This window comes from Aeromicrobium sp., from assembly GCF_047607065.1.
In the GTDB taxonomy this organism is placed as follows: Bacteria; Actinomycetota; Actinomycetes; order Propionibacteriales; family Nocardioidaceae; genus Aeromicrobium.
Window position 1 is genome coordinate 1 of record NZ_JASGDU010000041.1, and the last position, 21554, is coordinate 21554.

23 protein-coding genes and 1 pseudogene are annotated in these 21554 nt (G+C 69.9%); 4 read left to right on the forward strand and 20 right to left on the reverse strand.

What is annotated here, in order from left to right:
- The 4 genes from QM597_RS05895 to QM597_RS05910 form a co-directional block, all read right to left on the reverse strand.
- Positions 1-1399: hypothetical protein (locus tag QM597_RS05895; protein WP_415003942.1), on the reverse strand; the 1399-nt coding region annotated here is incomplete at its 3' end.
- A 32-nt stretch (positions 1400-1431) separates the two neighbouring features.
- Positions 1432-1719, reverse strand: a complete 288-nt coding sequence (locus QM597_RS05900) for a hypothetical protein (protein ID WP_415003943.1) — start codon at positions 1717-1719, stop codon at positions 1432-1434.
- 7 nt (positions 1720-1726) lie between these two features.
- Positions 1727-3082 (reverse strand): phosphomannomutase/phosphoglucomutase, encoded by a 1356-nt coding sequence (locus QM597_RS05905; RefSeq protein WP_415003944.1) that lies wholly within the window; start codon positions 3080-3082, stop codon positions 1727-1729.
- A gap of 31 nt (positions 3083-3113) precedes the next feature.
- Complete coding sequence (locus tag QM597_RS05910; RefSeq protein ID WP_415003945.1) at positions 3114-3443, reverse strand: DUF3499 domain-containing protein; 330 nt, start codon at positions 3441-3443, stop codon at positions 3114-3116.
- Between the two features lie 52 nt (positions 3444-3495).
- On the opposite strand from QM597_RS05910, the gene QM597_RS05915 reads away from it, so the two are divergent.
- Positions 3496-3984: a metallopeptidase family protein gene (locus tag QM597_RS05915; protein ID WP_415003946.1), complete on the forward strand. Its 489-nt coding sequence runs from the start codon at positions 3496-3498 to the stop codon at positions 3982-3984.
- Between the two features lie 7 nt (positions 3985-3991).
- On the opposite strand, the gene QM597_RS05920 is transcribed toward QM597_RS05915, so the two are convergent.
- The 3 genes from QM597_RS05920 to QM597_RS05930 all read right to left on the reverse strand — a co-directional run bounded on the left by QM597_RS05920 (position 3992) and on the right by QM597_RS05930 (position 8475).
- Positions 3992-5371: a DUF5719 family protein gene (locus QM597_RS05920; RefSeq protein ID WP_415003947.1), complete on the reverse strand. Its 1380-nt coding sequence runs from the start codon at positions 5369-5371 to the stop codon at positions 3992-3994.
- Positions 5368-8115: a glycosyltransferase gene (locus QM597_RS05925; protein ID WP_415003948.1), complete on the reverse strand. Its 2748-nt coding sequence runs from the start codon at positions 8113-8115 to the stop codon at positions 5368-5370. Before QM597_RS05925 ends, QM597_RS05920 begins: the two co-directional genes overlap by 4 nt.
- 102 nt (positions 8116-8217) lie before the next feature.
- Positions 8218-8475, reverse strand: coding sequence for a WhiB family transcriptional regulator (locus QM597_RS05930; RefSeq protein ID WP_415003949.1), 258 nt, complete (start codon positions 8473-8475; stop codon positions 8218-8220).
- A 101-nt stretch (positions 8476-8576) separates the two neighbouring features.
- Between QM597_RS05930 and QM597_RS05935 the strand changes: the two genes are divergently transcribed.
- Positions 8577-9251, forward strand: a complete 675-nt coding sequence (locus QM597_RS05935; RefSeq protein ID WP_415003950.1) for a 2-phospho-L-lactate transferase CofD family protein — start codon at positions 8577-8579, stop codon at positions 9249-9251.
- A complete protein-coding gene (locus QM597_RS05940; protein ID WP_415003951.1) occupies positions 9248-9907 on the forward strand; it encodes a TIGR03089 family protein in 660 nt (219 codons plus the stop codon). The genes QM597_RS05935 and QM597_RS05940 overlap by 4 nt, the downstream gene beginning before the upstream one ends.
- 172 nt (positions 9908-10079) lie before the next feature.
- Here QM597_RS05940 and QM597_RS05945 read toward each other — a convergent pair whose 3' ends face one another.
- Positions 10080-11546, reverse strand: coding sequence for an LCP family protein (locus QM597_RS05945; protein ID WP_415003952.1), 1467 nt, complete (start codon positions 11544-11546; stop codon positions 10080-10082).
- Positions 11547-11665: 119 nt separating this feature from the next.
- On the opposite strand from QM597_RS05945, the gene QM597_RS05950 reads away from it, so the two are divergent.
- Positions 11666-12796 (forward strand): LCP family protein, encoded by a 1131-nt coding sequence (locus tag QM597_RS05950; protein ID WP_415003953.1) that lies wholly within the window; start codon positions 11666-11668, stop codon positions 12794-12796.
- A gap of 129 nt (positions 12797-12925) precedes the next feature.
- Here QM597_RS05950 and rdgB read toward each other — a convergent pair whose 3' ends face one another.
- The 12 genes and pseudogenes from rdgB to QM597_RS06010 all read right to left on the reverse strand — a co-directional run.
- Entirely contained in the window at positions 12926-13537 is a 612-nt protein-coding gene (gene rdgB / locus QM597_RS05955; protein ID WP_415003954.1) for an RdgB/HAM1 family non-canonical purine NTP pyrophosphatase, read from the reverse strand.
- The gene (rph, locus tag QM597_RS05960; RefSeq protein ID WP_415003955.1) at positions 13534-14268 is read right to left on the reverse strand and encodes a ribonuclease PH; all 735 of its coding nucleotides are present in this window, start codon (positions 14266-14268) and stop codon (positions 13534-13536) included. Before rph ends, rdgB begins: the two co-directional genes overlap by 4 nt.
- Positions 14269-14318: 50 nt before the next feature.
- Positions 14319-15077 (reverse strand): MBL fold metallo-hydrolase, encoded by a 759-nt coding sequence (locus QM597_RS05965; RefSeq protein ID WP_415003956.1) that lies wholly within the window; start codon positions 15075-15077, stop codon positions 14319-14321.
- Positions 15078-15194: 117 nt separating this feature from the next.
- Positions 15195-16172 carry a ribose-phosphate diphosphokinase gene (locus QM597_RS05970; RefSeq protein WP_415003957.1) on the reverse strand — a complete coding sequence of 326 codons (978 nt, stop codon included), beginning with the start codon at positions 16170-16172 and terminating at the stop codon, positions 15195-15197.
- A 59-nt stretch (positions 16173-16231) separates the two neighbouring features.
- Positions 16232-17182: a PLP-dependent cysteine synthase family protein gene (locus QM597_RS05975; RefSeq protein WP_415003958.1), complete on the reverse strand. Its 951-nt coding sequence runs from the start codon at positions 17180-17182 to the stop codon at positions 16232-16234.
- A 121-nt stretch (positions 17183-17303) separates the two neighbouring features.
- Positions 17304-17573, reverse strand: a pseudogene (locus tag QM597_RS05980) (MoaD family protein); the annotation flags it as partial.
- Positions 17573-18034 (reverse strand): Mov34/MPN/PAD-1 family protein, encoded by a 462-nt coding sequence (locus tag QM597_RS05985; protein ID WP_415003959.1) that lies wholly within the window; start codon positions 18032-18034, stop codon positions 17573-17575. The pseudogene QM597_RS05980 and the gene QM597_RS05985, both read right to left, overlap by 1 nt.
- Before the next feature lie 84 nt (positions 18035-18118).
- Positions 18119-18700, reverse strand: a complete 582-nt coding sequence (locus QM597_RS05990; RefSeq protein ID WP_415003960.1) for a DUF2017 domain-containing protein — start codon at positions 18698-18700, stop codon at positions 18119-18121.
- Entirely contained in the window at positions 18697-18975 is a 279-nt protein-coding gene (gene clpS / locus QM597_RS05995) for an ATP-dependent Clp protease adapter ClpS (RefSeq protein WP_415003964.1), read from the reverse strand. The genes QM597_RS05990 and clpS overlap by 4 nt, the downstream gene beginning before the upstream one ends.
- A gap of 82 nt (positions 18976-19057) precedes the next feature.
- A complete protein-coding gene (locus tag QM597_RS06000; RefSeq protein ID WP_415003961.1) occupies positions 19058-20746 on the reverse strand; it encodes a DEAD/DEAH box helicase in 1689 nt (562 codons plus the stop codon).
- A complete protein-coding gene (locus tag QM597_RS06005) occupies positions 20739-21008 on the reverse strand; it encodes a DUF3039 domain-containing protein (RefSeq protein WP_415003962.1) in 270 nt (89 codons plus the stop codon). The genes QM597_RS06000 and QM597_RS06005 overlap by 8 nt, the downstream gene beginning before the upstream one ends.
- A gap of 221 nt (positions 21009-21229) precedes the next feature.
- On the reverse strand, positions 21230-21554 hold a 325-nt coding region (locus tag QM597_RS06010; RefSeq protein WP_415003963.1), incomplete at its 5' end, for a YqgE/AlgH family protein.

Genomic DNA, 21554 nt, shown 5'->3' on the forward strand with positions numbered 1-21554 from the left:
CCGCAGGTGCGGCGGCAGGCGCGGTCACCAGCGGCGCGGTCGGGGCCGGCGCGCTCGGCAGCGGCGCTCCGGCAGCCGGGCCGCCGGCCTGCACGTTGGAGAACACCTTCTTGACCGTCCCGCCGATCTTCTCCGTACCGATCAGCCCGACGGCGATGAGCAGCGCCGCGAGAATGACGCCCAGCCACGTGTCGGTGTTCACGTCTCCCTCGTAGTCCGAGGTCGCGAACCCGGCGCTGCCCTCGTCGATAATGGCGACGATGATGGCGAGCACCGTGACCAGCGCGGCATAGGCACCCACCGCGATCAGCGGCAGCGTCTTCGGACCCTCGGAGGAGGCAGTGACCAGCCCCAGGGCCGCGACCACCGCCGCCAGCAGCGAGAAGATGATCGTCACGATCACCGGCGCGGCGAAGTCATCGGACTCGACACCGAAATACACCGCGCCCAGCAGGTGCAGGAACGCCGCGAGCGCCAGCACGAGGAAACCGATACGCGCCGCACCGGCCAGCGAGACCGGATGAGCGGCACCGCCGGTGGCCCGCGAGGCACCCGGCGACAGGGCGGCCCCGGCCGCACCGATCAGCAGGAAGGCCCCGAAACCGGGAAACTGGATCGTCTCGACCCCATACGGAAGCGTGAGGAAACCGAGCAGTTGCGTCGCGTTCTGGCCGTCGATGTGGAACATGCCCAGCACCATGAGCAGCAGGCCCAGCGCGGCGATCAGCGCGATGCCCGCCGGCTTGGACAGCAGCGCCGGCACCGCGACCACCAACAGCAGGGCCGCGTAGACCACGGCACCGATGACGAAGATCACGATGGGTCCGGCCTCGGTGCCCTGCTTGTCGAGGTCGTCGATGAACAGCAGGCTCGACAACAGCGCGAAGAAGGCACTCAGCGCCACCAGGCCACCGGTCACGTAGACCCAGACGCGATCGCTCGGCGCCAGGGACGCCGGGGGCAACTCGTGACGGCGCGGCTGCGCGACCAGCAGGGCCGCGACCAGGCCGATGCCGACACCGACACCGACCACTCGCTCGTCGGCCAGGTCGAGGATCAGGACCACCAGCACGCTGATGAAGTACGGGATCGAGGCGAACAACCGGATGAGTCCGTTGTTGCGCACCTGCCAGGCCTGGCCGAAAACGCCCAGCCGGCCTAGGTAGGTGGCCAGCAACGACAGCGCCGCCAGGGCCGTGGCAACGTCCACGAACCACAGGCTCGCGCCCCACTTCAACTCGTAGTCGCCCGCGTTCCAGTCGTAGAACAGCGCGGTGATGAGCAGAGTCAGCGCCGCGACGTCACGCAAGACATCAGTGAGCGGAATGCCCGAGAACGGGTTCGCTACCTGCTGGGGTGCGGCGGCGGGCTGAGGGGACGGAGGACTGTACGAACTCATGCGCAGCACAATAGCCCGAGCGGACCAGCCCGTCAGATCGTGTCCAGGCCGCCCGTACTCTTGAGCCGGCGGGGCGCATCCGGCAGCGGTGTTGCCGCGACGGGCAGCCGCTCATCGCCCGGCAACCAGCCTCCGTAGACGTCGACCATCTCGACGACACGCCCGTCGAAGGGCGTCACCGTCAGCACCCAGGCGTGGTCCTCGGCATCGTCCTCGCCCGCGAAGGCCTCACGGCGCAGGCCGGTCGCATAGCCCTCGGCTTGCAGGGCCTTGACGATCTCGGTCGCGTCGTCGGCCTCGTCGAAGAAGATCTCACTCATGGCGGCTTCAGCCCCCGATGACGGCCAGCGCCTCGTCGCGGACACGGGCCATGACCTGCTCGTCGACGCCCTCGACGTTGAGCCGCAGCAGCGGCTCGGTGTTGGACGCGCGGACGTTGAACCACCAGGTGTCGGCCGAGACGGTCAGCCCGTCGAGGCGGTCCTGGTCGTGGTCGGCGAAGGCCCGCGACAGTTCCTCGATCACTGCGGCGGCATCGGTCACGGTGCTGTTGATCTCACCGGAGGCCGCATAGCGGGTGAACTCGGCCATGAGCGCCGAGACCGGCCCGTCGGTCTGCGCCAGGGCGCCCATGACGTGCAGGGCGGCCAGCATGCCCGAGTCGGCGAGGTAGAAGTCGCGGAAGTAGAAGTGCCCGGAGTGCTCACCGCCGAAGACCGCGCCGGTCCGCGCCATCTCGGCCTTGATGAGCGAGTGGCCGACGGGGGTCCTCACGGGCGTCCCGCCACGCTCGGCCACGATCTCCGGTACGGCCTTGGAGCAGATGACGTTGTGCAAGATGGTGGCACCCGGCTGCTCGGCCAGGTAGCGAGTACCGATGAGCGCGGTGATGGCCGACGGCGCAACGGGTTCCCCCGTCTCGTCCACGACGAAACACCGGTCGGCGTCGCCGTCGAAAGCGAGGCCGAGGTCAGCACCGCGCTCGCGGACGGTCGCCTGCAGGTCGACCAGGGTAGAGGCGTCCAGCGGGTTGGCCTCGTGGTTCGGGAAGGTGCCGTCCAGCTCGAAGTACAGCGGAATCACCTCGAGATCGAGACGGTCGAGCACGGCGCTGGCGGTGTGCCCGGCCATGCCGTTGCCCGCATCGACCACGACCTTCAGCCGCCGGTTGCCCTCGACCGGGGCCAGCGACACAACCAGCGCCGCGTAGTCGTCGAGGAAATCGCGCTCGGTGAGTGTGCCGCGCGGCTCCCCGGCCGGCTGGCCCAGCAGCTCGCCGGCGGCCTCGGCAATCGCCGACAGGCCCGTGTCGAAGCCGATGGGCCGCGCGCCGGCCCGGCACACCTTGAACCCGTTGTATCCGGCCGGGTTGTGGCTCGCCGTGACCATGACGCCGGGAAGGTCGAGCACCCCCGACGCTGCGTACAGCATGTCGGTCGAGGCCAGGCCGATCAACACGACGTCACCGCCCTCGACGCGGATGCCGTCGGCGATGGCCCCGGCGAGTTCGGGCGAGGACTCGCGCATATCGTGCCCGACGACAACCGATCCGCCGCCGTCGCGCACGCCGACCTCAGCGGCGTAGGCCCGCCCGAAAGCAAGGGCCAGCTCGGCGTCCAACTGGTCGGGCGTCGTGCCGCGCACGTCATAGGCCTTGGTCACGGAAGCAAAACGGGGGCGCATGGTCCTCCAGCGGTCGGCGATGAGACGTCGGTCACGAGCCTACCGGCGGAACGATCCGCGGGCGCGGGCGCTGCTCCACGTGCCGCCCGCCCTCACGCCCGGCCTCCCGCACCGCATCGGCGAGCGCGAGCAGGTCGTCGCGCGACGGCTCGCTGCGCGACGGATCGACTGCCAAGCGCACGACGTTCCATCCCTGCGGCACCGACAGCCGTCCGGCGTGCTCGGCACACAGGTCGTAGGTGTGCGGCTCCGGCGCGGTGGCGAGCGGGCCGATGACGGCGGTCTGATCGGCGTAAACATAGGTGAGGGTCGCAGTCGCGGCGTGGGGACAGGCAGCGCGGGTACAGCGTCGGGCACTCACCCGAGCGAGACTACCCCTCCAGCTCCCCCTGCGCGGCGATTAGGCTCGCGTCGTGACCTCACCGCCGGCCGATCCGCGCCGTTTCGTCGGCCCGGGCCTCGAACCGGTCATCACCGGCCCGCGACCAGGACTCACCCGCGACCGTCGTGGGCGGGGACGCCGCGGGCCGATGGCGCTGCCCGGTCCGCTGTCGCCGTCGAGCGTGCCGCGTCACCGCAGTCCGCGCGACGAGTTCGACGCCCTGGTCGGCGAGATCGTTCGGGCGCTGGAGCCGCACTTCGCCCGCGAGAGCGAGCCGGTCGACATCGTCGTCGAAGAGGCTCCACTGCTGCCGCTCGACTGGAGTGAGCCGGTGCCCGTCTCGGTCGTGGCCGATCAGGTCAGCCCGACCCAACTGGTGCTCTACCGGCTGCCGCTGGCCCGCTCGGCACGGTCCGCCCGGCGTCCGGACGTGGCTGACGCGGTGTGGGAGGCGGTGCTCGACGGCCTGGCGCAGGTCTGGCAGGTGCCGCCGGAATCTCTCGACCCTCGCAGCAGGTGACCCACGCTCAGAAGCCGGGCTGGACGTGCGGGCCGAGGGCCGATAACGGCGCTTCTGACAACTGCATCAGCGCAATGAGGTTCTCGACCCGGTAGACCGCCGTGCCGTGCACGGGTGCCTTCGCCGTGACCACGACATAGGCGATATCGGGCGAGCCGAACGCCTCGGTAGCGGCCAGATCGACGCTCGTCAACACCTTCGAGCCGACCTCCACGCTCGTCGAGGCCACCGACGTCATCGCTGCGTCGAAGGCCTCCATCTCCACTGTGGCAGTACCGGACTCGGCCAGTAGCTGCAGCACCGGTCGCATCGCACCGGCACCGGTCGCCACCGGCACGACGATGGGACCGGACCACGCCTGCCCACCGGTCGCGTAGGCGAAGTCCTTGTCCGAGGACATGACCCGCACGACCGGCAGCACCGGCACGTCCGAGGTCACTCGGAAAGCCGTCGCCTCCGTACCCGATGACGCCGGAAGCGGCAGCACCGCGACGGTTCCGGCCGGGACCTGAAGGCTGTCGAGGCCTTCGGGCACGAAGTCGCTTTCGGTACCGCTCTGGTGGACAGTCACCGTAGCGGCGCTCGATCCAGGATTGGCCACCAGCAGCGTGCGCGTGCCGGCTGCCGCCACACCAGGCAACACCGTCTCACGCGCGGGAACGCCCGAGGACGGCACGATCTCCGAACCCGACAGCACCGAACCGGACACGTCGACGAAGGCCGCCGTAATGGCACCGCGATTGCGGACCACGCGGATCGCCACATCGTCGGTGCCTACGGCGAACTCGCTGACCGGGATGGTCGTGGTCTGACCCGGCTCCACCACGACGTTGTCGTCCTTGATCGCCTCGATGGGGCCAGCAGGACCCCACATCTGGATGTCGACGCTGCCCGGCACGTCGGCGACATTGGTGAGCACGAGGGCCGACGGACGCCGCGGCGACGTGCCCGCGCCGAGATACCAGGTCTCGTCGGAGACACGGGGGCATTCGGTCACCACCAGCCCGCCTCCCGACGACAGCCGACCGGCCGCGAAGGCCACGCCTCCCTTGCCCTCTTCACGGATGACCACTGAGTCACCAGTGGCCGCGCTCGCCTGCCATTGAGAGGGGTCCAGGTCGGTCCGGGTGTTCTCGCCGCCGGTCGTGGCCGTCGCCGATACCGAATCGGCCGCCTCGACCTGCCCCGTCGAAGCCGTCAGACCGCCGGCTGTCGGGCAGGCCGACACCGACGAGACCACGGCAATGTCGCGCGGAGCGGTGTCCGGCGGCTGCGCGGGTCCGAGCAATACCCCTGCCACGAGGAGCACCACGACCAGCGCGGGGATCGCCAGCACCGAGAGGGTCTGTAAGCGCATGCTGGTGGTCTTCTGCCGCCTGCGGCTCATTCGTCGCCCTCCTCGGCCTCGTCGTACGGCTCCGGTTCGGGGCGGCGGCGCACGGGCGCGGTGAGCACCAGGGCGAGCAGCCAGACCGCCGCCTGCACCGGACCCACACCCCAGCGCCACCACGGCGTGCCACGCGACGGCTCGCCGAGCGTGCCGTCGACGGCCCATACGCGCGAGGTCGGGCTCTCGCTGCCGCCGGGTTGCATCGACGGGGCCGCATCGATGCGGGCGGCCAGTTCATCGTCGGCCTGCGGCATGTAAACCGCGCTGATCCCGGCGTCCAGCAACGTGGTCACGTCGTCGCTCGACGGCGAACTCAGCAGCCGGTCGACGGCGACGTCCACCTCGCGTGAGACCGCAGTGCTGCGCGACATGGCCTCCTCACCGAGTTCGTCGCCACCCGCAGTGACGATCTCGTAGTTCACCCCGTGCTCCAGGTCGCCCCGGAGCACCAAGGTCGACCCGTCGCGCTGGGCCATGTAGGCCGGGACGAGGCTGTCAGGGCCGTCGTGCAGGGGGTCTCCCGTGCCGCGCGCCAGCCAGTGACCTGCCGCCAGGACCGGGAAGACCAGGGCCACCGCCACCACGCCGAGCCGCAGCCGCCGGGGCAGGAACTCCAACTCCTCGGAGGCGAACAACGCTGCGGTGAGCATCGCGCCGAGGAACAGCCCGGCGGGCACCGCGAGCGTCGGGGCGAGGCCGGCGGCCCCGTTGGGAGTCCGATAGGTGACGAGATAGCCGAGTACCGCGAAGGCGACGCCGATGGCACCGACCCCCCACGCCCAGAGCACCTGCGGGCGGGTGAGCTTCGGCACGAGGGCGGCGAAGCCGATGAGCACCGCCGTCACGCCGATCCACCACGGAGCTGCGCCCGGACCGGCACCGCCGACGAGCAGCGACCCCAGCAGGTGCCGGTCGGCGCTCACGGCGCGGCCGGCGTCCCACCACAGCGCCCACGGGCGCAGCGCGCGCTGGATCAGCCACGGGCCGAGCAAGACGGCGGCGACACCCGCAGCGATCACGAAGCCCTTGACCAGCCCCGTCCAGTCCTCGCGCTGGCGCGTGGAAACGAGCACCACCGCGATCCCGACGAGCGACATCGCCAGGAGCACCGGCGCGAAGGCGGCACCAACGGCGATCCAGATGCCCAGGCGCAGGCCGGTCTGCCAGTGCGGCACCGACACCACCTGCACGATGACGTTGACGATGATCGGCAACACGATGAGGCCGACCACGGTACCGATGCGCCCCTGGTCGATGGCACCACCGGCGGCGACCACGAGTCCGTAGGAAAGCGCGCAGGCGATCCGCGCAGGCCGGTGGTCGCTGAGCAGGCGTCCGAGGCGGTGCGCGGTCAGCCCGGCCAGCACCGGACCGAGCACGAGAACGACCCAGACCAGCAGTTCCGGGGCGAACCACAGCGGCGTCCCGGCCAGCGCCAGGACGAGCACATACGGCGGCGCGACCGCGTGGGTCGGCAGGCCGAGATCACCTCCGCCGCGCACGACGAGGTCCCACCACCCGGCGACGGTCTCGGGGCTGGGCAACAGCGCGCCACCGGACAGCCCCGGCGAGAGGCCGCGACCGGCGAGTAGCGCCAGCACGGTGAACGCCAGGGTTGCCGTCATCCAGGGGCGGCGACGCCACAGCGACGGACCGGACTCGACCTCGATCTCCTCGCCGTCCTCGGTGTTCTCGAAGTAGGTCCGGCGGCCGGAGGTCTCGACCGTCTCAGGGCGCACCACAGCCTGCACGGTCTCGACGAAGACGTCCCAACTGTGCTGGTAGGGCAGCCACCACGGCGGGAAGAGGTGCGCGATGTCCTCGTGCGGCTGCCGGGCGTTCTCCTGACGCCGCTGGCGTGCCTGCCGGAGCCGGCCCGGATGCAGGTACACCGAGCGCAGCGCCAGCAGCTCGTCGGCGGCACCTTCGGGGTAGCGGCCGATCAGGTGGCCGACGAAGCGCAGCAGAGAGCCGAAGAACAGCCGCACGTACTGCCACGGGAAACGGCGCGAGGAGGTGTTGGCCAAGACGGTGAACATCTTCGCCCGGCGCGGCTCGAAGTGCGGCGGATCGCCCGCGCCTCGCTCGCGCAGCCGGCGGCGGCTCGCCTCGGCGTGGAAGATGACCGCCTGCGGTGCGGTGCGGACGCGGTATCCGGCCCGGTTGACCCGCCAGCCGAAGTCGAGGTCGTCGGCGAACAGCGGCAGCTCGGCGTCGAAGCCGTCCAGCTCGTCCCACACGTCGCGGCGCACGAGCATCCCGGCGGTATTGACCGCGAGCACATCCTCGGCCCAGTCGTGCTGGCCGGCATCGGGTTCGCCGGTCTCCAGGCCCGTCTCGCGCGAGGCCGTGCCGGTGATGCTCAGGCCGACCTCGACGAGCCGGCGCATCGAGGGCCATTCGCGGATCTTCGGCCCGACGACGGCAATGTCGGGTGCCGAAGTCGCTTCGTCCAGCAGGCCTGCGAGGGTGCCCGGCGTCACCGCGACGTCGTCGTGCAGCAGCCAGATCCAGTCCGACGGCGGCAGTTCGGCCAGTCCGAGCTTGACCGCCGCACCGAAGCCGGTGCCCGAGGGCGCGTAGGTGATGCGCTCGGCACCAAAGGAGCGGCGCAGGAGTTCGGCCGAGCCGTCGGTCGAGCTGACGTCGACGGCATGCCAGGCGGTCGGCGCGTGCGTCAGGCCCGCCAACGCCGACAGCGCCTTGGGCAGCCAGGTGTCTCCGTCGTGGGAGACGAGCACCGCTGCGACCGTCGGAGGCGCGCTCCGCCAGGCAGGTTCAGGACGCTCATGATTCACGAACGTTGACCCTACTCGACCTGTGGGAAGGCCGCCGCGCCCCGCTCAGGCGCGCTTCTTCAGCTTGCGCCGCTCACGCTCGGACAGCCCGCCCCAGATGCCGAAGCGTTCGTCGTGCTGCAGGGCGTAGTCGAGGCATTCGCTGCGCACCTCGCACGTGAGGCACACGCGCTTGGCCTCGCGCGTCGAGCCGCCCTTCTCGGGAAAGAACGCCTCCGGGTCGGTCTGGGCACACAGAGCGCGCTCCTGCCAGAGAAGCTCCTCGGTGTCGCCCACGGGAAAGGGCCCCGGATCGAATGACATAGGTGTGATTACAGTCGTTCTTTTCTCACACGTCAACCTGAAAGTGGCATATTTCGCCACCGGGCGGCGTGTCGGACCCGCATTACGGCACGATGGGACCCATGCGACTCGCCTTGTTGTCTGGATCACCCGGCACCGGATTGGCCTTCCAGCTGGCCGAGCGGTGCGAGTTGACGGTCATCGCACCGACCACCCGCGACTCGTGGTCCGACGGCCTGAAACGGTGCCCCGATCTCGATGCGTTCCTCACCGACCCGGCCGAGGAGCCGACCTACGGGGTGGCGCAGGCGCTGGAGGATCTGGACTTCGGGGCGGCCTGGTACCGGGCACCCGACAACGTCGTCGCCCTGCGCATCATGCGCACCGAGCTGCTGCACGCCGATTTCACCTTGACCCAGGCGGTCGCGGCACTGGCCGAGAGGCGACAGCTGGCCTTTACGCTGCTGCCGCTGAGCGATGACCGCGGCGAGATGCGCGTCGTCGTCAGTGACGAGGGCGAGGGCCACCGGGCGGTCCACATCGACGAATACCGCGCAGGCCTGCCGGTCGGCGAGATGCCGGAGGCGGCCGTCGTGGCCCTGACCTGGTCGGTCACCGACGAGGTGGTGGCGGCGGTGGAGGCCTCCGACGAGACCACGGTGGCCGTGGTCGGGACCGATCCGACGATCACCCACGCCATCGAGGCCATCGCCGAACGAGTGCCGAAAGCGCGCTTCGTGGACGTGACCGAGGCCGGCGTGGCCGAGGTGCTGCGAGCCGTGACCGCCCCACGATGACCACCCTGGCCGGCCTGGCCGAACGGGTTGCGCGCCCGTCGGCACCGCTGGTGACCTATTACGACCTCGGCACCGGCGAGCGGGTCGAGTTGAGCGGCACGACCTGCGCCAACTGGGTCGCCAAGACCGCCAACTTCCTGCTCGACGACCTGGACGCCGAGAACGGCACCCGCCTGCGGATCGGCCTGCCCTCGCACTGGTTGCGTATCATCTGGCTGCTGTCGGCCTGGCAGATCGGCGCGGTCGTCACCGACCGGGACGCCGACATCGCCGTGACCGGACCCGACCTCGACGCCGACGAGCCGCGGCGGGTCGCCTCGGCACTGCTGCCGTTCGGCGTGCGTTTCCCCGAGCCGCCGGAGGGCTTCGTCGATCTCGGGGCAGCGGTCCCCGGCCAGCCCGACATCTTCCTGGGCTTGGAGACGCCTGATCCGTCCGACACCGCCGTCGACCTGGCCGGCTGGACCGCGTCGCACCGCGACCTGCTGGCCGTTCCCGGAGACGACCGGCGCCTGGTCCTCGCCGGCGGCGATCTGGCGCGGGACGCCCGCCTGCTCGTGGCGGCCTGCCTCGGCGGCGGTTCGCTCGTGCTGACCCGCAACGGCACCGACGCCGACCTCGACAAGATCGCCGCCCAAGAACACGCCGTCACCTGAAGTAATCCGCCAACCGGACCGGTCCGCGAGGTGCGCCCTTCGAGGCTGAGCCGGTCATTGAGGTGCGAGCCTGCGAGCCTCGAAATGACCCACCATGGCAGGCTTCGTCCTTCGAGGCTCCTCGTTCCTCGTCGCACCTCAGGGACCGAGATTCACCTACTGGCGCGCGCCCTCAGCAGGTCTCGGCGAGGTCGTCGGTGGCGTTGGCCAGAGTCGGGTCGGCGGCCGCCTCGTCATCGGACTGCGGCGGCTCGGGGACGACCGGGGTCAGCGCCTCGAACGCCGTCACGCGACGCTCCTCGCCCTCGGCGGCCGCGATGGCATCGCCGACCATGCTGCGCACCGCCGGGAAATCCGGGTCCGAGGTGTCGACGGCGGGCGGCACCACCGAGACCGTCGACACCGGCCGCTGTCGCGCCTCCAACGCCAGCTCGGCGAACAGGTCCAGCTCCGAGGCCGGGATGTCCGTGGACAGCAGCGCCGCACTCGAATCGGCGATCTCCTGCACGTTGAGCAACACCTTCTGCGGGCTGAGCTGCGACAGCATCGCGTTCATGACGCACTTCTGCCGCCCCATACGTGCGAAGTCGTTGTCGAGCTTGCGGCTGCGGGCGTACCAGAGCGCCTCGGAGCCACTGAGCGTCTGCTCACCCTCCTCGATCCAGCCCTGGATCTTCTCGTTGATCCCTCCGATGGGGGTGCGTTGCTTGACGTCGATGGTGACACCGCCTACAGCGTCGATGAGCTGCGCGAAGCCCTCCATGTTGATCGTCACGTGGTAGCTGATCGTCAACCCGGTGATCTCCTCGACGGCCTGCGTGGTTGCCAGGATGCCGGGGTCGGCCACGTCGCCGAACAGGTCGGCATGGTCGTTGGCCCAGGTGTTGACGCCGTTGAGCATGCAGTGTTCGCAGTCGAAGCCGTCGGGGAACTCCTCGTGCATGACGCTACCCTCCGGGAAGGGCACCTTCTGCAGGTTGCGCGGCAGGCTCACGATGACGGTGCGGCCGGTCTCGGCGTCGACGCTGGCGACGCTGATCGAGTCCGGGCGCATGCCCTCCCGCCCGGCACCGGAGTCGCCGCCGAGCAGCAGGATGTTGTAGCGGCCGTCACTGGCCTCGGCGACCTCGGTGGCGTCGAAGACCGAATCGATGAGCCGGTTCTGGGCGGCGAGCACATTCGCGGCGAACAGCAGCGCACCGGTGATGCTGAAGCACAGCACGCCGTTGATCGCCGTGAGCAACAACCTCCGGCGCTGAGGGAGACGTAGAGGGGCACCGAGCCGCCAGGCATCCAGCAGCAGCAGCACCCAGGCGATCGCCAGCGCGATGAGCGTCCAGCGGGCGAGCGTCAGGAGCCGCTGATCGAGGACCAGGCTGAGGAACAGCGAGCGCGACAGAACGGCGACGAGCCCGCCGGCGATAAGCAGGAGGAGCAAGACCAGCCAGGTCCGCACCACGATGCACCCGATCCGGCGGTTGCCCGCGACCAGTTGCGCCGAGCCGGGGACCACGAGGGTCATCGCCGTCAGGGTCAACGCGCGGCGGAACTGCACGCGATGGGATGCCCAGGCCGCGGAACGTCGCCCCGGCGGCGTGCGGCGAGCCGCCGAACCGGTGCTCGGGCGTTCGTCAGGCATGTGGTCCTCAGGTGGGGAAGGTGCTGAGCGCGACCAGTTGACCATGAAGTCTCCACCTTTACTTGAGGGCACGCCGAGGCGGGCGCGAGATTTTCGGCACTCACCGCTACCGTCGTGTCATGCCTCAGCAGCCCCACGACGGGTCGTACGACTGGCTCTACGGCGATCAGAAGCCGTCGGCACCCCCATCGGCTCCGCGCACCCCGGCACCCGCACCGCCGTCGCCGCTGCCGCCGCCGAACCTGCCTCCGCCGACCCGGCGCGCCGCCACTCCCACCGGCGGCGACCCCGGCTCCCGGCGGCGCTGGTGGATCCGCATCCCGGTGATCGCCGTGGCCGCCTGGCTGCTCTTCCTCGTCGTGGTGCCGTTCTGGGCGCTGCGCACGACCTCTCGCGTCGATGCCGCTCCCGACGGAGACCGGCCCGCCGACCAGCCGGGCACGACCTACCTCCTGGTCGGTTCGGACAGCAGGGCCGGCCTGACCGCCGAGCAGCAGGCCGAATACGCCACGGGGACCGACGGCGGCGGCAACGGGCGCACGGACACGATCATGCTGCTGCACGTCGGCGACGGCCCGGCGCTGCTGCTGTCGGTGCCGCGCGACTCCATCGTCGATGTCCCGGGCTACGGCTCGACCAAGATCAACGCGGCGTACTCCTACGGCGGCCCGCAGTTGCTCGTTCAGACCGTCGAGCAGAACACCGGCATCCGCATCGACGGCTATGTCGAGATCGGCTTCGGCGGCCTGGTGAACGTCGTCGACGCCGTCGGCGGTGTCGAGATCTGCCCGGCCGAGGCGATCAGCGACCCCGATGCGGGCCTGAATCTGCAGGCCGGCTGTCAGGAGGCCGACGGTGCGACCGCGCTCGGCTACTCCCGTTCACGGCACACCTACGCGACGCAGGACATCCAGCGCGTACAGGCCCAGCGCGAAGTGATCGGCTCGCTCGCCTCACGGCTCAAGAGTCCGGCCAGCATCCTCAACCCCTTCCGTTATCTGGCGATCAACAAAGGTGCAGCGTCCTCACTCACCATCGGCGACGACGTGAGCACGATCGACCTACTGCGGTTCGCTCAGGGCCTGAACTCGGCGATGGGCGAGGGAGGGCTGAACTGCACGGTGCCGCTCAAGGACTTCTCGGTGCGCTGGGACAGCGAACGCGCCGGGCAGATGTTCGACTTCATCATCCAGGACGCCACCGGCAGCATCGGCACCCTCTGCACCCCCGACGGCCTTCCCGCGAAGTAGGAGGTTCGCCGGTAGGACCCGCTGGCTGAGGTGCGAGCGAGGAACGAGCGAGCCTCGAAGCCTGCCGCAGGTGGGCCATTTCACCCTTCGAGGCTCGTCGCAAGCTCCTCGCACCTCAGGGTGCGGCACTCAGCCGAGGGCGGCGGCGATCCGGGGGGCGATGGCGGCGAGCGCGTGGCCCCGGTGGCTGATGCGGTCCTTCTCAGCCGGGTCCAGCTCTGCGGTCGACACGTCGTAGCCGGTAGCGGCGAACAGCGGGTCGTAGCCGAAACCGCCTCCGCCGTGCTCGGTACGCAGGATGCGTCCGGGCATCTCGCCCTGCTCGACGATCTCGGTGCCGTCCGGCAGGCACAGGGCGATCACGCACACGAAGCGCGCCGCGCGCCGCGCGTCGGGTACGTCGGCGATCTGCGCCAGCAGCAAAGCGTTGTTCGCGCGGTCCTTGTCCGGTCCGGTAACACCGGACCAGCGCGCCGACAGAACGCCCGGCATCCCGTTCAGCGCGTCGACGCACAGGCCCGAGTCGTCGGCGAGCGCAGGAAGTCCCGTGGCGGCCACGCAGGCGCGCGCCTTCAGCAGCGCGTTGCCCGCGAACGTCGGCTCGGTCTCGGCCGGCTCGTCGTAGGCAGCGACATCGGCCAACCCGAGCACCTCCAGACCAGGCACCAGAGGAGTGACGATGCGGCGCAGCTCGGCGAGCTTCTTGACGTTGTTGGACGCCAAGACAACCGACCGGCTCATCGCGTTGCGGTCCCAGCCAGAGCCTCGTTCTGCAGCCGGGTCAGCTCGGCGCATCCGGCGGCCGCCAGCTCCAGCAGCGCATCGAGTTCGGCCTTGTCGAAGGGCGCGCCCTCGGCGGTGCCCTGCACCTCGACGAAAGCCCCCGAGCCGGTCATCACGACGTTCATGTCGGTCTCGGCACGCACGTCCTCGACATAGGGCAGGTCCAGCATCGGGACGCCGTCGATGATGCCGACACTCACTGCGGCAATGGAGTCGCGCAGCGGCTCGCCGCTGGTCGCCCCGGCGTTCGCCAGGTGCGCCACGGCATCGGCCAGCGCGATGTAGGCACCGGTGATCGCGGCTGTGCGCGTGCCGCCGTCGGCCTGCAGCACGTCGCAGTCGATCGTGATGGTGTTCTCGCCGAGCGCGGTGGTGTCGATGGCGGCCCGCAACGAGCGGCCCACGAGCCGAGAGATCTCGTGGGTGCGGCCGCCGACGCGGCCTTTGACCGACTCGCGCGAGGACCGGTCGTGGGTGGCCTGCGGCAGCATCGCATACTCGGCCGTCACCCAACCGCGCCCCTGCCCCTTGAGCCAGCGCGGCACGCCTTCGACGGCCGAGGCCGCACAGAGCACGCGCGTCCGGCCGAACTCGATCAGGCAGGACCCCTGGGCGTGGTCGAGCCATCCGCGCTGGATACGGATGTCACGGAGCTGGTCGACGGCGCGGCCGTCCTCACGAGTCGTCATGCCACCACCCTATCGAGCCGCACAGCACCGGAATCGCGCCGCGAGGACGCTCAGAACTCGAAGACGTCGCCGGGCTTGACGATGACGTAGGGGTCGTCGTAGACCGCACGCAGGTCCGATTCGACCTCGCCGGCATCGGTCCAGTCCGGAATGTGGGTGATGAGCAGCAGCCCGACACCCGCAGCCTTCGCGCAGGCACCCGCCTCGGCACCGGTCAGATGCAGGTCAAGCGGGTTGACCGCCGACTCGACGAAGGACGCCTCGCACAAGAAAACGTCCGCGCCGGCAGCCAGGGCGTCGAGCGCGGGCGTCGGCCCGGTGTCGCCGGAGTACACCAGCACCGCATCGCCTGCCTCGATGCGCATCGCATAGGCCGGGACGGGGTGCTTGACCGCAGCGACGCGGATCGTGAACGGGCCGACCTGCTGGTCCGGCTCGTCCTCCCAGATGCCGAACGTCAGCGCGTCCAGCGGCGGCTCTCCCCCGACGCCGCCTGCGGCCGCCAGGTACTCCTCGCCGCCGCGCGGCGCGATGACGCGGATCCGGTCGTAGGCACCCTGCGGGTGGTACTTCGCCAGCACGACCAGACTCACCAGGTCGATGCAGTGATCGGGGTGCAGGTGGCTCAGCGCGACCGCGTCGATGGAACGCGGGTCGAGGTACCGATGCAGCTGCCCGAGTGAGCCGTTGCCCATGTCGAGCACGAGCCGCCAGGTGCGCCCCTCATGATCGGCCTCGAGCAGATAGCAGCTGGCCGCCGAGTCCGGCCCCGGATAGGAACCGGCACAACCGACGATCGTGAGCTTCATGCGCTGACCTCTTCCGTGTGCCGCTGGGACATGGACCCGACGCCTGGGTATGGACCGAGACTAGAACCCTTCACACCGTCGGTGAAACACCCCCGTCATATACGGCGAGGCGCGCGCCTACAACGGAAGTTTCGATTGTGGCGGCGCGTGCGTCGGATCGACGCCGTCGAACAGGCTGGATACCGATTCACCTGCATGAATGCGCGCGATGGCCTCGGCGAACAGCGGTGCCACCGAGCGGATCTGCAACTGCGGCCAGCTAGCCGGCGCCGGAACAGTGTCGGTGGTGACGACCTCGCTGATCGCCGCGTGATCGCGCAGTCGCTCGACGGCATTGCCGGTGAACAGGCCGTGTGTGCACGCCACCGATATGTCGCTCACACCCTCGGCCTGGAGCATCGCCACCAGTTCGACAATAGACCCGCCGGTGGCGATTTCGTCATCGAGAACGATGACCTTCTTCCCGTGGACGTCACCCACGATGGCGTCGATGACGACCTTGTCGTCGGCCTTACGCTGTTTGCTGCCCGCAGCGACCGGCAGCCCCAGGAGGCGGGCGAACTGCGAGGCGGTCTTGGCGTTGCCGAAGTCCGGCGAGACGACGACGGTATCGGTGAGGTCGCGCCCACGGTAGTGATCGGCGAGTTCGCCGATGGCCGTGAGGTGGTCCAGCGGCATGGCGAAGAAACCGTGGACCTGCGGTGCGTGCAGCGTCATGGTGACGACCCGGTTGACGCCTGCGGTGGCGAGCATGTCGGCGACCAGCTTGCCGCCGATGGAGATACGCGAGGCGTCCTTCTTGTCCGAGCGCGCATAGGCGTAGTGCGGCATGACGACGGTCACGGACGCCGCCGAAGCACCGCGTGCGGCGTCGACCATGAGCAGCAGCTCCATCAGGTGATCCTGTGTGGGCGGAACGAGCGGCTGCACGATGTAGACGTCACGCTGGCGGCAGTTGGCCAGCAGTTGCACCTGGAGGCAGTCGTTGCTGAAGCGCATGGTCTGCGACGGGGACAGCACGATGCCCAGATGACTGCAGACGCTGGTGGCGAGTTCGCGGTGGGCACTGCCGGAGAACACGACGATCTGGCTCACCGTTGAAGGCTAGCCGAACGACCACCCGCGCCTCCCGTCCCCTCCCGGCAGCGGAGGTCTCAGGCCCAGAGCTGGCCCTCGAGGGCGTCCTCGGCCTCGTCGAGGGTGCCCTCGTAGGCACCGGTCGACAGGTATTTCCAGCCGCCGTCGGCCACGACGAAAACGATATCGGCGCTCTCGCCGGCCTTGAGCGACTTGGCCGCCTGGGCGAGCGCGGCGTGCAGGATCGCGCCGGTAGAGATGCCCGCGAAGATCCCCTCGGAGTCGATCAACTCGCGCACCCGGCGCACCGCGTCGCGCGGGCCGACGCTGAAGCGCGCGTCGATGAGCGACTCGTCGTACAACTCGGGCACGAACCCCTCGTCCATGTTGCGCAGGCCGTAGACGAGTTCGCCGTAGCGCGGTTCGGCGGCGACGATGCGCACGTCGGGCTTGTGCTCGCGGAAGAAGCGGCCGACGCCCATGAGGGTCCCGGTGGTACCGAGGCCGCCGACGAAATGAGTGACCTCGGGCAGATCGGCGAGGATCTCCGGTGCCGTGCCGCGATAGTGTGCTCCGGCATTGGCGGGGTTGCCGTACTGGTAGAGCATGATCCAGTCAGGGTGCTCGGCAGCCAGAGCCTTGGCGACCCGCACGGCCTCGTTGGAGCCGCCCGCAGCCGGCGAGGGGATGATCTGTGCGCCCCACATGCGCAGCAGTTGGCGGCGCTCCTCGGAGGTGTTCTCCGGCATGACGCAGATCATGCGGTAGCCGCGCAGTTTGGCGACCATGGCCATCGAGATGCCGGTGTTGCCGCTGGTCGGCTCGAGGATCGTGCAGCCGGGCGTCAGCCGCCCCTCGGCCTCGGCAGTGAGGATCATCTTGAGCGCGGCGCGGTCCTTGATGGAACCGGTGGGGTTCTGGTCCTCCAGCTTGGCCCACAACCGCACCTCCGCCGACGGCGACAGCGCCGGCAGCCCTACGAGCGGGGTGCTGCCGACGCTGTCGATGAGATTCGCGTAGCGCGTCACGGAGTCAGGAGGCTTCCGGTCCCTGAGGTTCCCCGACGAAGGAGGGGCCTCGAAGGGTGGAACCGGCCTTGTTGGTCACTTCGAGGCTCGTCGCAAGCTCCTCGCGCCTCAACGACCGAGAACCGCCGGCGACTGCGGGCAAGATGACGACGGTATCGCCGTCGGACAACTCGGTCTCCAGCGCGCCGGTGAAGCGGATGTCCTCGTCGTTGACGTAGATGTTGACGAATCGACGCACCGCACCGTCGTCGACCAAGCGCTCCTTGAGGCCCGGATGTGCGCCCTCGAGCGTGTCGATCAGCTCGGCCACCGACGAACCGGCCGACTCGACGGCCCGCTCACCTCCGGTGTAGGAGCGCAGGATCGTGGGGATGCGGACCTCGATGGCCATCAGAGTTCTGCCTTCTGCTCGGGGGTGGCTGCATCGTCATAACGCTCGACGACCGTGACTTCTTCCTCGGTGACTTCGCCGTCGACAATCCGGTAGGAGCGGAAGTCGACCGAGCCGGACTCGTGCGCTCCGTCGCGCGTGCTGACGAGCACGTAGTGGGCGTTCGGCTCGGAGGCGAGACTGATGTCGGTGCGCGAGGGATAGGCCTCGGTCGCGGTGTGGGAGTGGTAGATGACGACCGGCTCCTCGTCGCGCTCGTCCATCTCACGGTACAGGCGCAGGAGGTCGCCGGAGTCGAACTCGTAGAACGTCGGCGACATGGCCGCGTTGAGCATGGGGACGAAGCGCGTCGGCCGGTCCGAACCATAGGCCCCCGCGACGACCCCGCAGGCTTCGTCGGGGTGGTCCCGACGGGCGTGCGCGATGATCGCGTCGCGGATCTCCCGCTCGATGGTCAACACGGGGCCAGAGTCTATCGGCGGGCGCGCAGGCCCCGCAGGCCCGTCCACGACGCGGAAACCCTGCCCGAGTCGGCAGGTCGGCGCTCAGAAGGTGCTGACGAGGGACTCCTGGACGTAGCCGAGCCATTCGTAGACCTCGCCCATCGCGCGCCGGCCCTCGTCACTCGTGTGCATCGCGAGGTCGGCGTCCTCCTCGGTCTCGATGCCCAGGCGCACCGCCAGCGCCAGGCGGATGTCGGTCAGCGACTTCAGCCACGACATCGCCGCCTCCGGACCGAGTTCGACATCGACATCGCCCTGGCCCGCGATGTCCCCCGCGTCCGGATCGAACCCGCCGACGACGAGCGCGGCAATGACCGCCTCGGCATTGCTGACCTTCGCGGCGGTCAGCGACTGCTCGGTGTAGCGGCGGAACTCGCCCGACTCGTCAGGATCGTCGGCATAGGCATCCGGCAGCAGGCGGCGCAGCACCGGATCCTCCGGCGGCAGCGACGGCCCGTTGAGGCCCAGTTGCGCGGCCAGCGGGTCCGCGTCGGCGACCGCCTCGCCGTGCCGGTCACGCAGCAGCTCGACCATCTGACGGGCGAGGCTGGCCAGCAGCGCCGCCTCACGGGGGTCGAAGACGGCGGTGACCCGGCCCTTGCGGCGGCGCCGGAAGCCGATCACGCCTCGTCCTTGCCGACGGTCGCCCACAGGCCGTAGTCGTGCATCGCCTGCACGTGACGCTCCATCTCCTCGCGCCCGCCGCTGGACACGACGGCCCGGCCCTCGTGATGCACGGCCATCATCAGCGAGTTCGCCTTCTCCTCGGGGTAGCCGAAGTAGGTCCGAAAGACGAAGGCGACGTAACTCATCAGGTTGACCGGGTCGTTCCACACGATCGTCACCCAGGGGCGGTCCGCCACGACATCGAAGGCGATGCCGGTGTCGGCGTGCTCCACGGGAGCGGTCTTGGTCACCGCCCCATTGTGACCCATCTCCCGCCGTACCGACCGAGGCACCGTTCACGGCGGGAGCCGGACTCTACGCGCGCACGGCCCAGCGGCGGATCAGGTCGATGCGCTGCTGCAGGGTCTCGACCGACGCCGAGGCGGCGACGCTGCCGCCGGTGGCCTCGCGCAGCCGGGTGTGGATGACGCCGTGCGGCTCCCCGGTGCGGTGGTGCCAGGCACCAACCAGGCCGTTCAGCTCCCGGCGCAACTCGCTGCGCCGCTCGTGGAGGATCGCCTCGGCCGAGGCGGCCTCGCGCGGTGAGGCCTTGCGCGACTTCGCCCGGCGGCTCTGCCTCAGGACCTCGGCGACCTGATCGGGTTCGAGCAGGCCGGGAATACCGAGCAGGTCGAGTTCCTCACCGTCGGCGGCAACCTCCTCGTAGCCGAACTCACCGCCGTCGTAGAGCACCTTGTCGAAGGACGCCTCGCTGCCGAGCGCCTGGTACTGATTCTGCAACTCGGCCGATCCGGCCTCGGCCTGCTGCGCACGGGCCAGCATCTCGGCCTCGGCGGCGAATAGGTCGTCTTCGTCGTCGACCGGCCGGCCGATCACGTGATCGCGCTGCGTCTCCAGGTCGCTGGCGTGGGCGAGCAGGCCCGGAACCGACGGCAGGAAGATCGTCGCGGTCTCCCCGCGCCGCCGGGCGCGCACGAACCGGCCGACGGCCTGGGCGAAGAACAGCGGTGTCGAGATGGTCGTGGCGTACACGCCGACGGCGAGCCGCGGGATGTCCACGCCCTCGCTGACCATGCGGACCGCGACCATCCACGGCTCCATGCCTGCGGAGAACTCCGCGATCCGCTGACTCGATCCGGCCTCGTCGGACAGCACGAGGCACGGCTCCTCGCCGGTGATCTCGGCAAGGGTCCGGGCATAAGCGCGGGCCGAATCCTGATCGGAGGCGATGACGAGTCCCCCGGCGTCGGGCACGTCGCGGCGCACCTCGGTCAGCCGCCGGTGCGCCGCGGTCAGCACCGCCGGGATCCACGATCCCTTCGGGTCGAGCGCCGTGCGCAGCGCCTGGGCCGTGGCGTCCTTGGTCATCGGCTCGCCGAGCCGCGCCTGGATCTCATCGCCCGCACGGGTGCGCCAGTGCAGGTCGCCGGAGTAGGCCATGAACAGCACCGGGCGCACCACACCGTCGCGCAGCGCACTGCCGTAGCCGTAGGAGTGGTCCGCGACGCTCGTCAGCGTGCCGTCGTCGGCCGGGGCGTAGGTGACGAAGGGGATGAAGGAGTCGTCGGACCGGAACGGCGTGCCGGTCAGGCACAACCGCCGGGTGGCCGGCTCGCACGCCTCGCGCACCGCGTCGCCCCACGTGTACGCATCGCCCGCGTGGTGTACCTCGTCGAGGATGACGAAAGTCCTGCGGTGCTCGATGCGTACGCGGTAGGCCGTCGGATTGACCGCCAGGCCCGCGTAGGTGACCGCGAAGCCGCGGAAGTCGGGGCCGAGCTGGCCCCCGGCGGCGAGCGCGGGATCGAGCGCGATGCCCACGCCCGCGGCGGCCTGCGCCCACTGCACCTTGAGGTGCTCGGTCGGGGCGACCACGACAACGCGCTCGATGACGCCGCGGTGCAGCAGGTCGGCGGCGAGGGTCAGCGCGAAGGTCGTCTTACCGGCGCCGGGCGTCGCGACCGCCATGAAGTCCCGCGGCTGACGCCGGGTGTACTCCTCGAAGGCGGCTCGCTGCCAGGCCCGCAGTCGGGTGCTACTCACCTGAACCCGGGGTGTCGTCGCCGCCCTCGCTCAGGGACTCCCAGATCTCCTTGCACTCCGGGCAGACGGGGAAGCGCTGCGGATCGCGGCTCGGCACCCAGACCTTGCCGCACAGGGCGACCACCGGGGTTCCCATGACCATCGCCTCGGTCAGGATGTCCTTGGGCACGTAGTGGCTGAACCGCTCGTGATCGCCGTCCTCGGTGCGCAGGTCGGTGCGCTCGTCGTGAACGGTCTGCGTCCCGGTGCCCAAGAATCCCACCCCGACATCTTAGAACGTGCGCGGATAGTTCCCGCCGGCTGAGGTGCGTAGGCCGCTTGCGGCCGGAGCCTCGAAGCCTGCCGTGGTGGGTCCCTTCGAGGCTCGCAAGCGGATCCTGAGGTGCGACGAGGAACGAGGAGCCTCGAAGGGCGCACCTCAGGGACCAGATTCCGCCTATCTGCGGAATCTCATACGCCCCGCCGCGGCCTCGGGGGAGGCGGTCAGTTCTCGCTGGGGTCCTCCGGCAGGGTGGACCAGAAGGACAGATCGTCGCCCTGACGGCGCACGACCTCGCGCCATATACCCTCCGGATGCAGGCTCAGCAGGTCGGACGGTCGGGCCGGCACCACGAGCCACGATCCTTCTGCCACTTCCTCCTCCAGCTGGCCCGCCGACCACCCGGCGTATCCGGCGTAGACCCGCAGCCCGGCCAGGGCCTGCGGCGCGGGCGAGGGTCCGTCGAGGTCGACCAGGCCGACCACCCCGACCATCGGCTGCCAGCCGGACGGCGGCGCGGCGCTGGCCGGCAGCACGCCGACGGCCAGC

Excerpts from the sequence above, each read along its gene's own strand:
- QM597_RS05905 (WP_415003944.1), bottom strand. The coding sequence starts at position 3,082 with ATGCGCCCCCGTTTTGCTTCCGTGACCAAGGCCTATGACGTGCGCGGC.
- QM597_RS05900 (WP_415003943.1), bottom strand. The coding sequence starts at position 1,719 with ATGAGTGAGATCTTCTTCGACGAGGCCGACGACGCGACCGAGATCGTC.
- QM597_RS05930 (WP_415003949.1), bottom strand. The coding sequence starts at position 8,475 with ATGTCATTCGATCCGGGGCCCTTTCCCGTGGGCGACACCGAGGAGCTT.
- QM597_RS05920 (WP_415003947.1), bottom strand. The coding sequence starts at position 5,371 with ATGAGCCGCAGGCGGCAGAAGACCACCAGCATGCGCTTACAGACCCTC.
- QM597_RS05950 (WP_415003953.1), top strand. The coding sequence starts at position 11,666 with ATGCCTCAGCAGCCCCACGACGGGTCGTACGACTGGCTCTACGGCGAT.
- QM597_RS05945 (WP_415003952.1), bottom strand. The coding sequence starts at position 11,546 with ATGCCTGACGAACGCCCGAGCACCGGTTCGGCGGCTCGCCGCACGCCG.
- QM597_RS05965 (WP_415003956.1), bottom strand. The coding sequence starts at position 15,077 with ATGAAGCTCACGATCGTCGGTTGTGCCGGTTCCTATCCGGGGCCGGAC.
- rdgB (WP_415003954.1), bottom strand. The coding sequence starts at position 13,537 with ATGAGCCGGTCGGTTGTCTTGGCGTCCAACAACGTCAAGAAGCTCGCC.
- QM597_RS05935 (WP_415003950.1), top strand. The coding sequence starts at position 8,577 with ATGCGACTCGCCTTGTTGTCTGGATCACCCGGCACCGGATTGGCCTTC.
- QM597_RS05940 (WP_415003951.1), top strand. The coding sequence starts at position 9,248 with ATGACCACCCTGGCCGGCCTGGCCGAACGGGTTGCGCGCCCGTCGGCA.
- rph (WP_415003955.1), bottom strand. The coding sequence starts at position 14,268 with ATGACGACTCGTGAGGACGGCCGCGCCGTCGACCAGCTCCGTGACATC.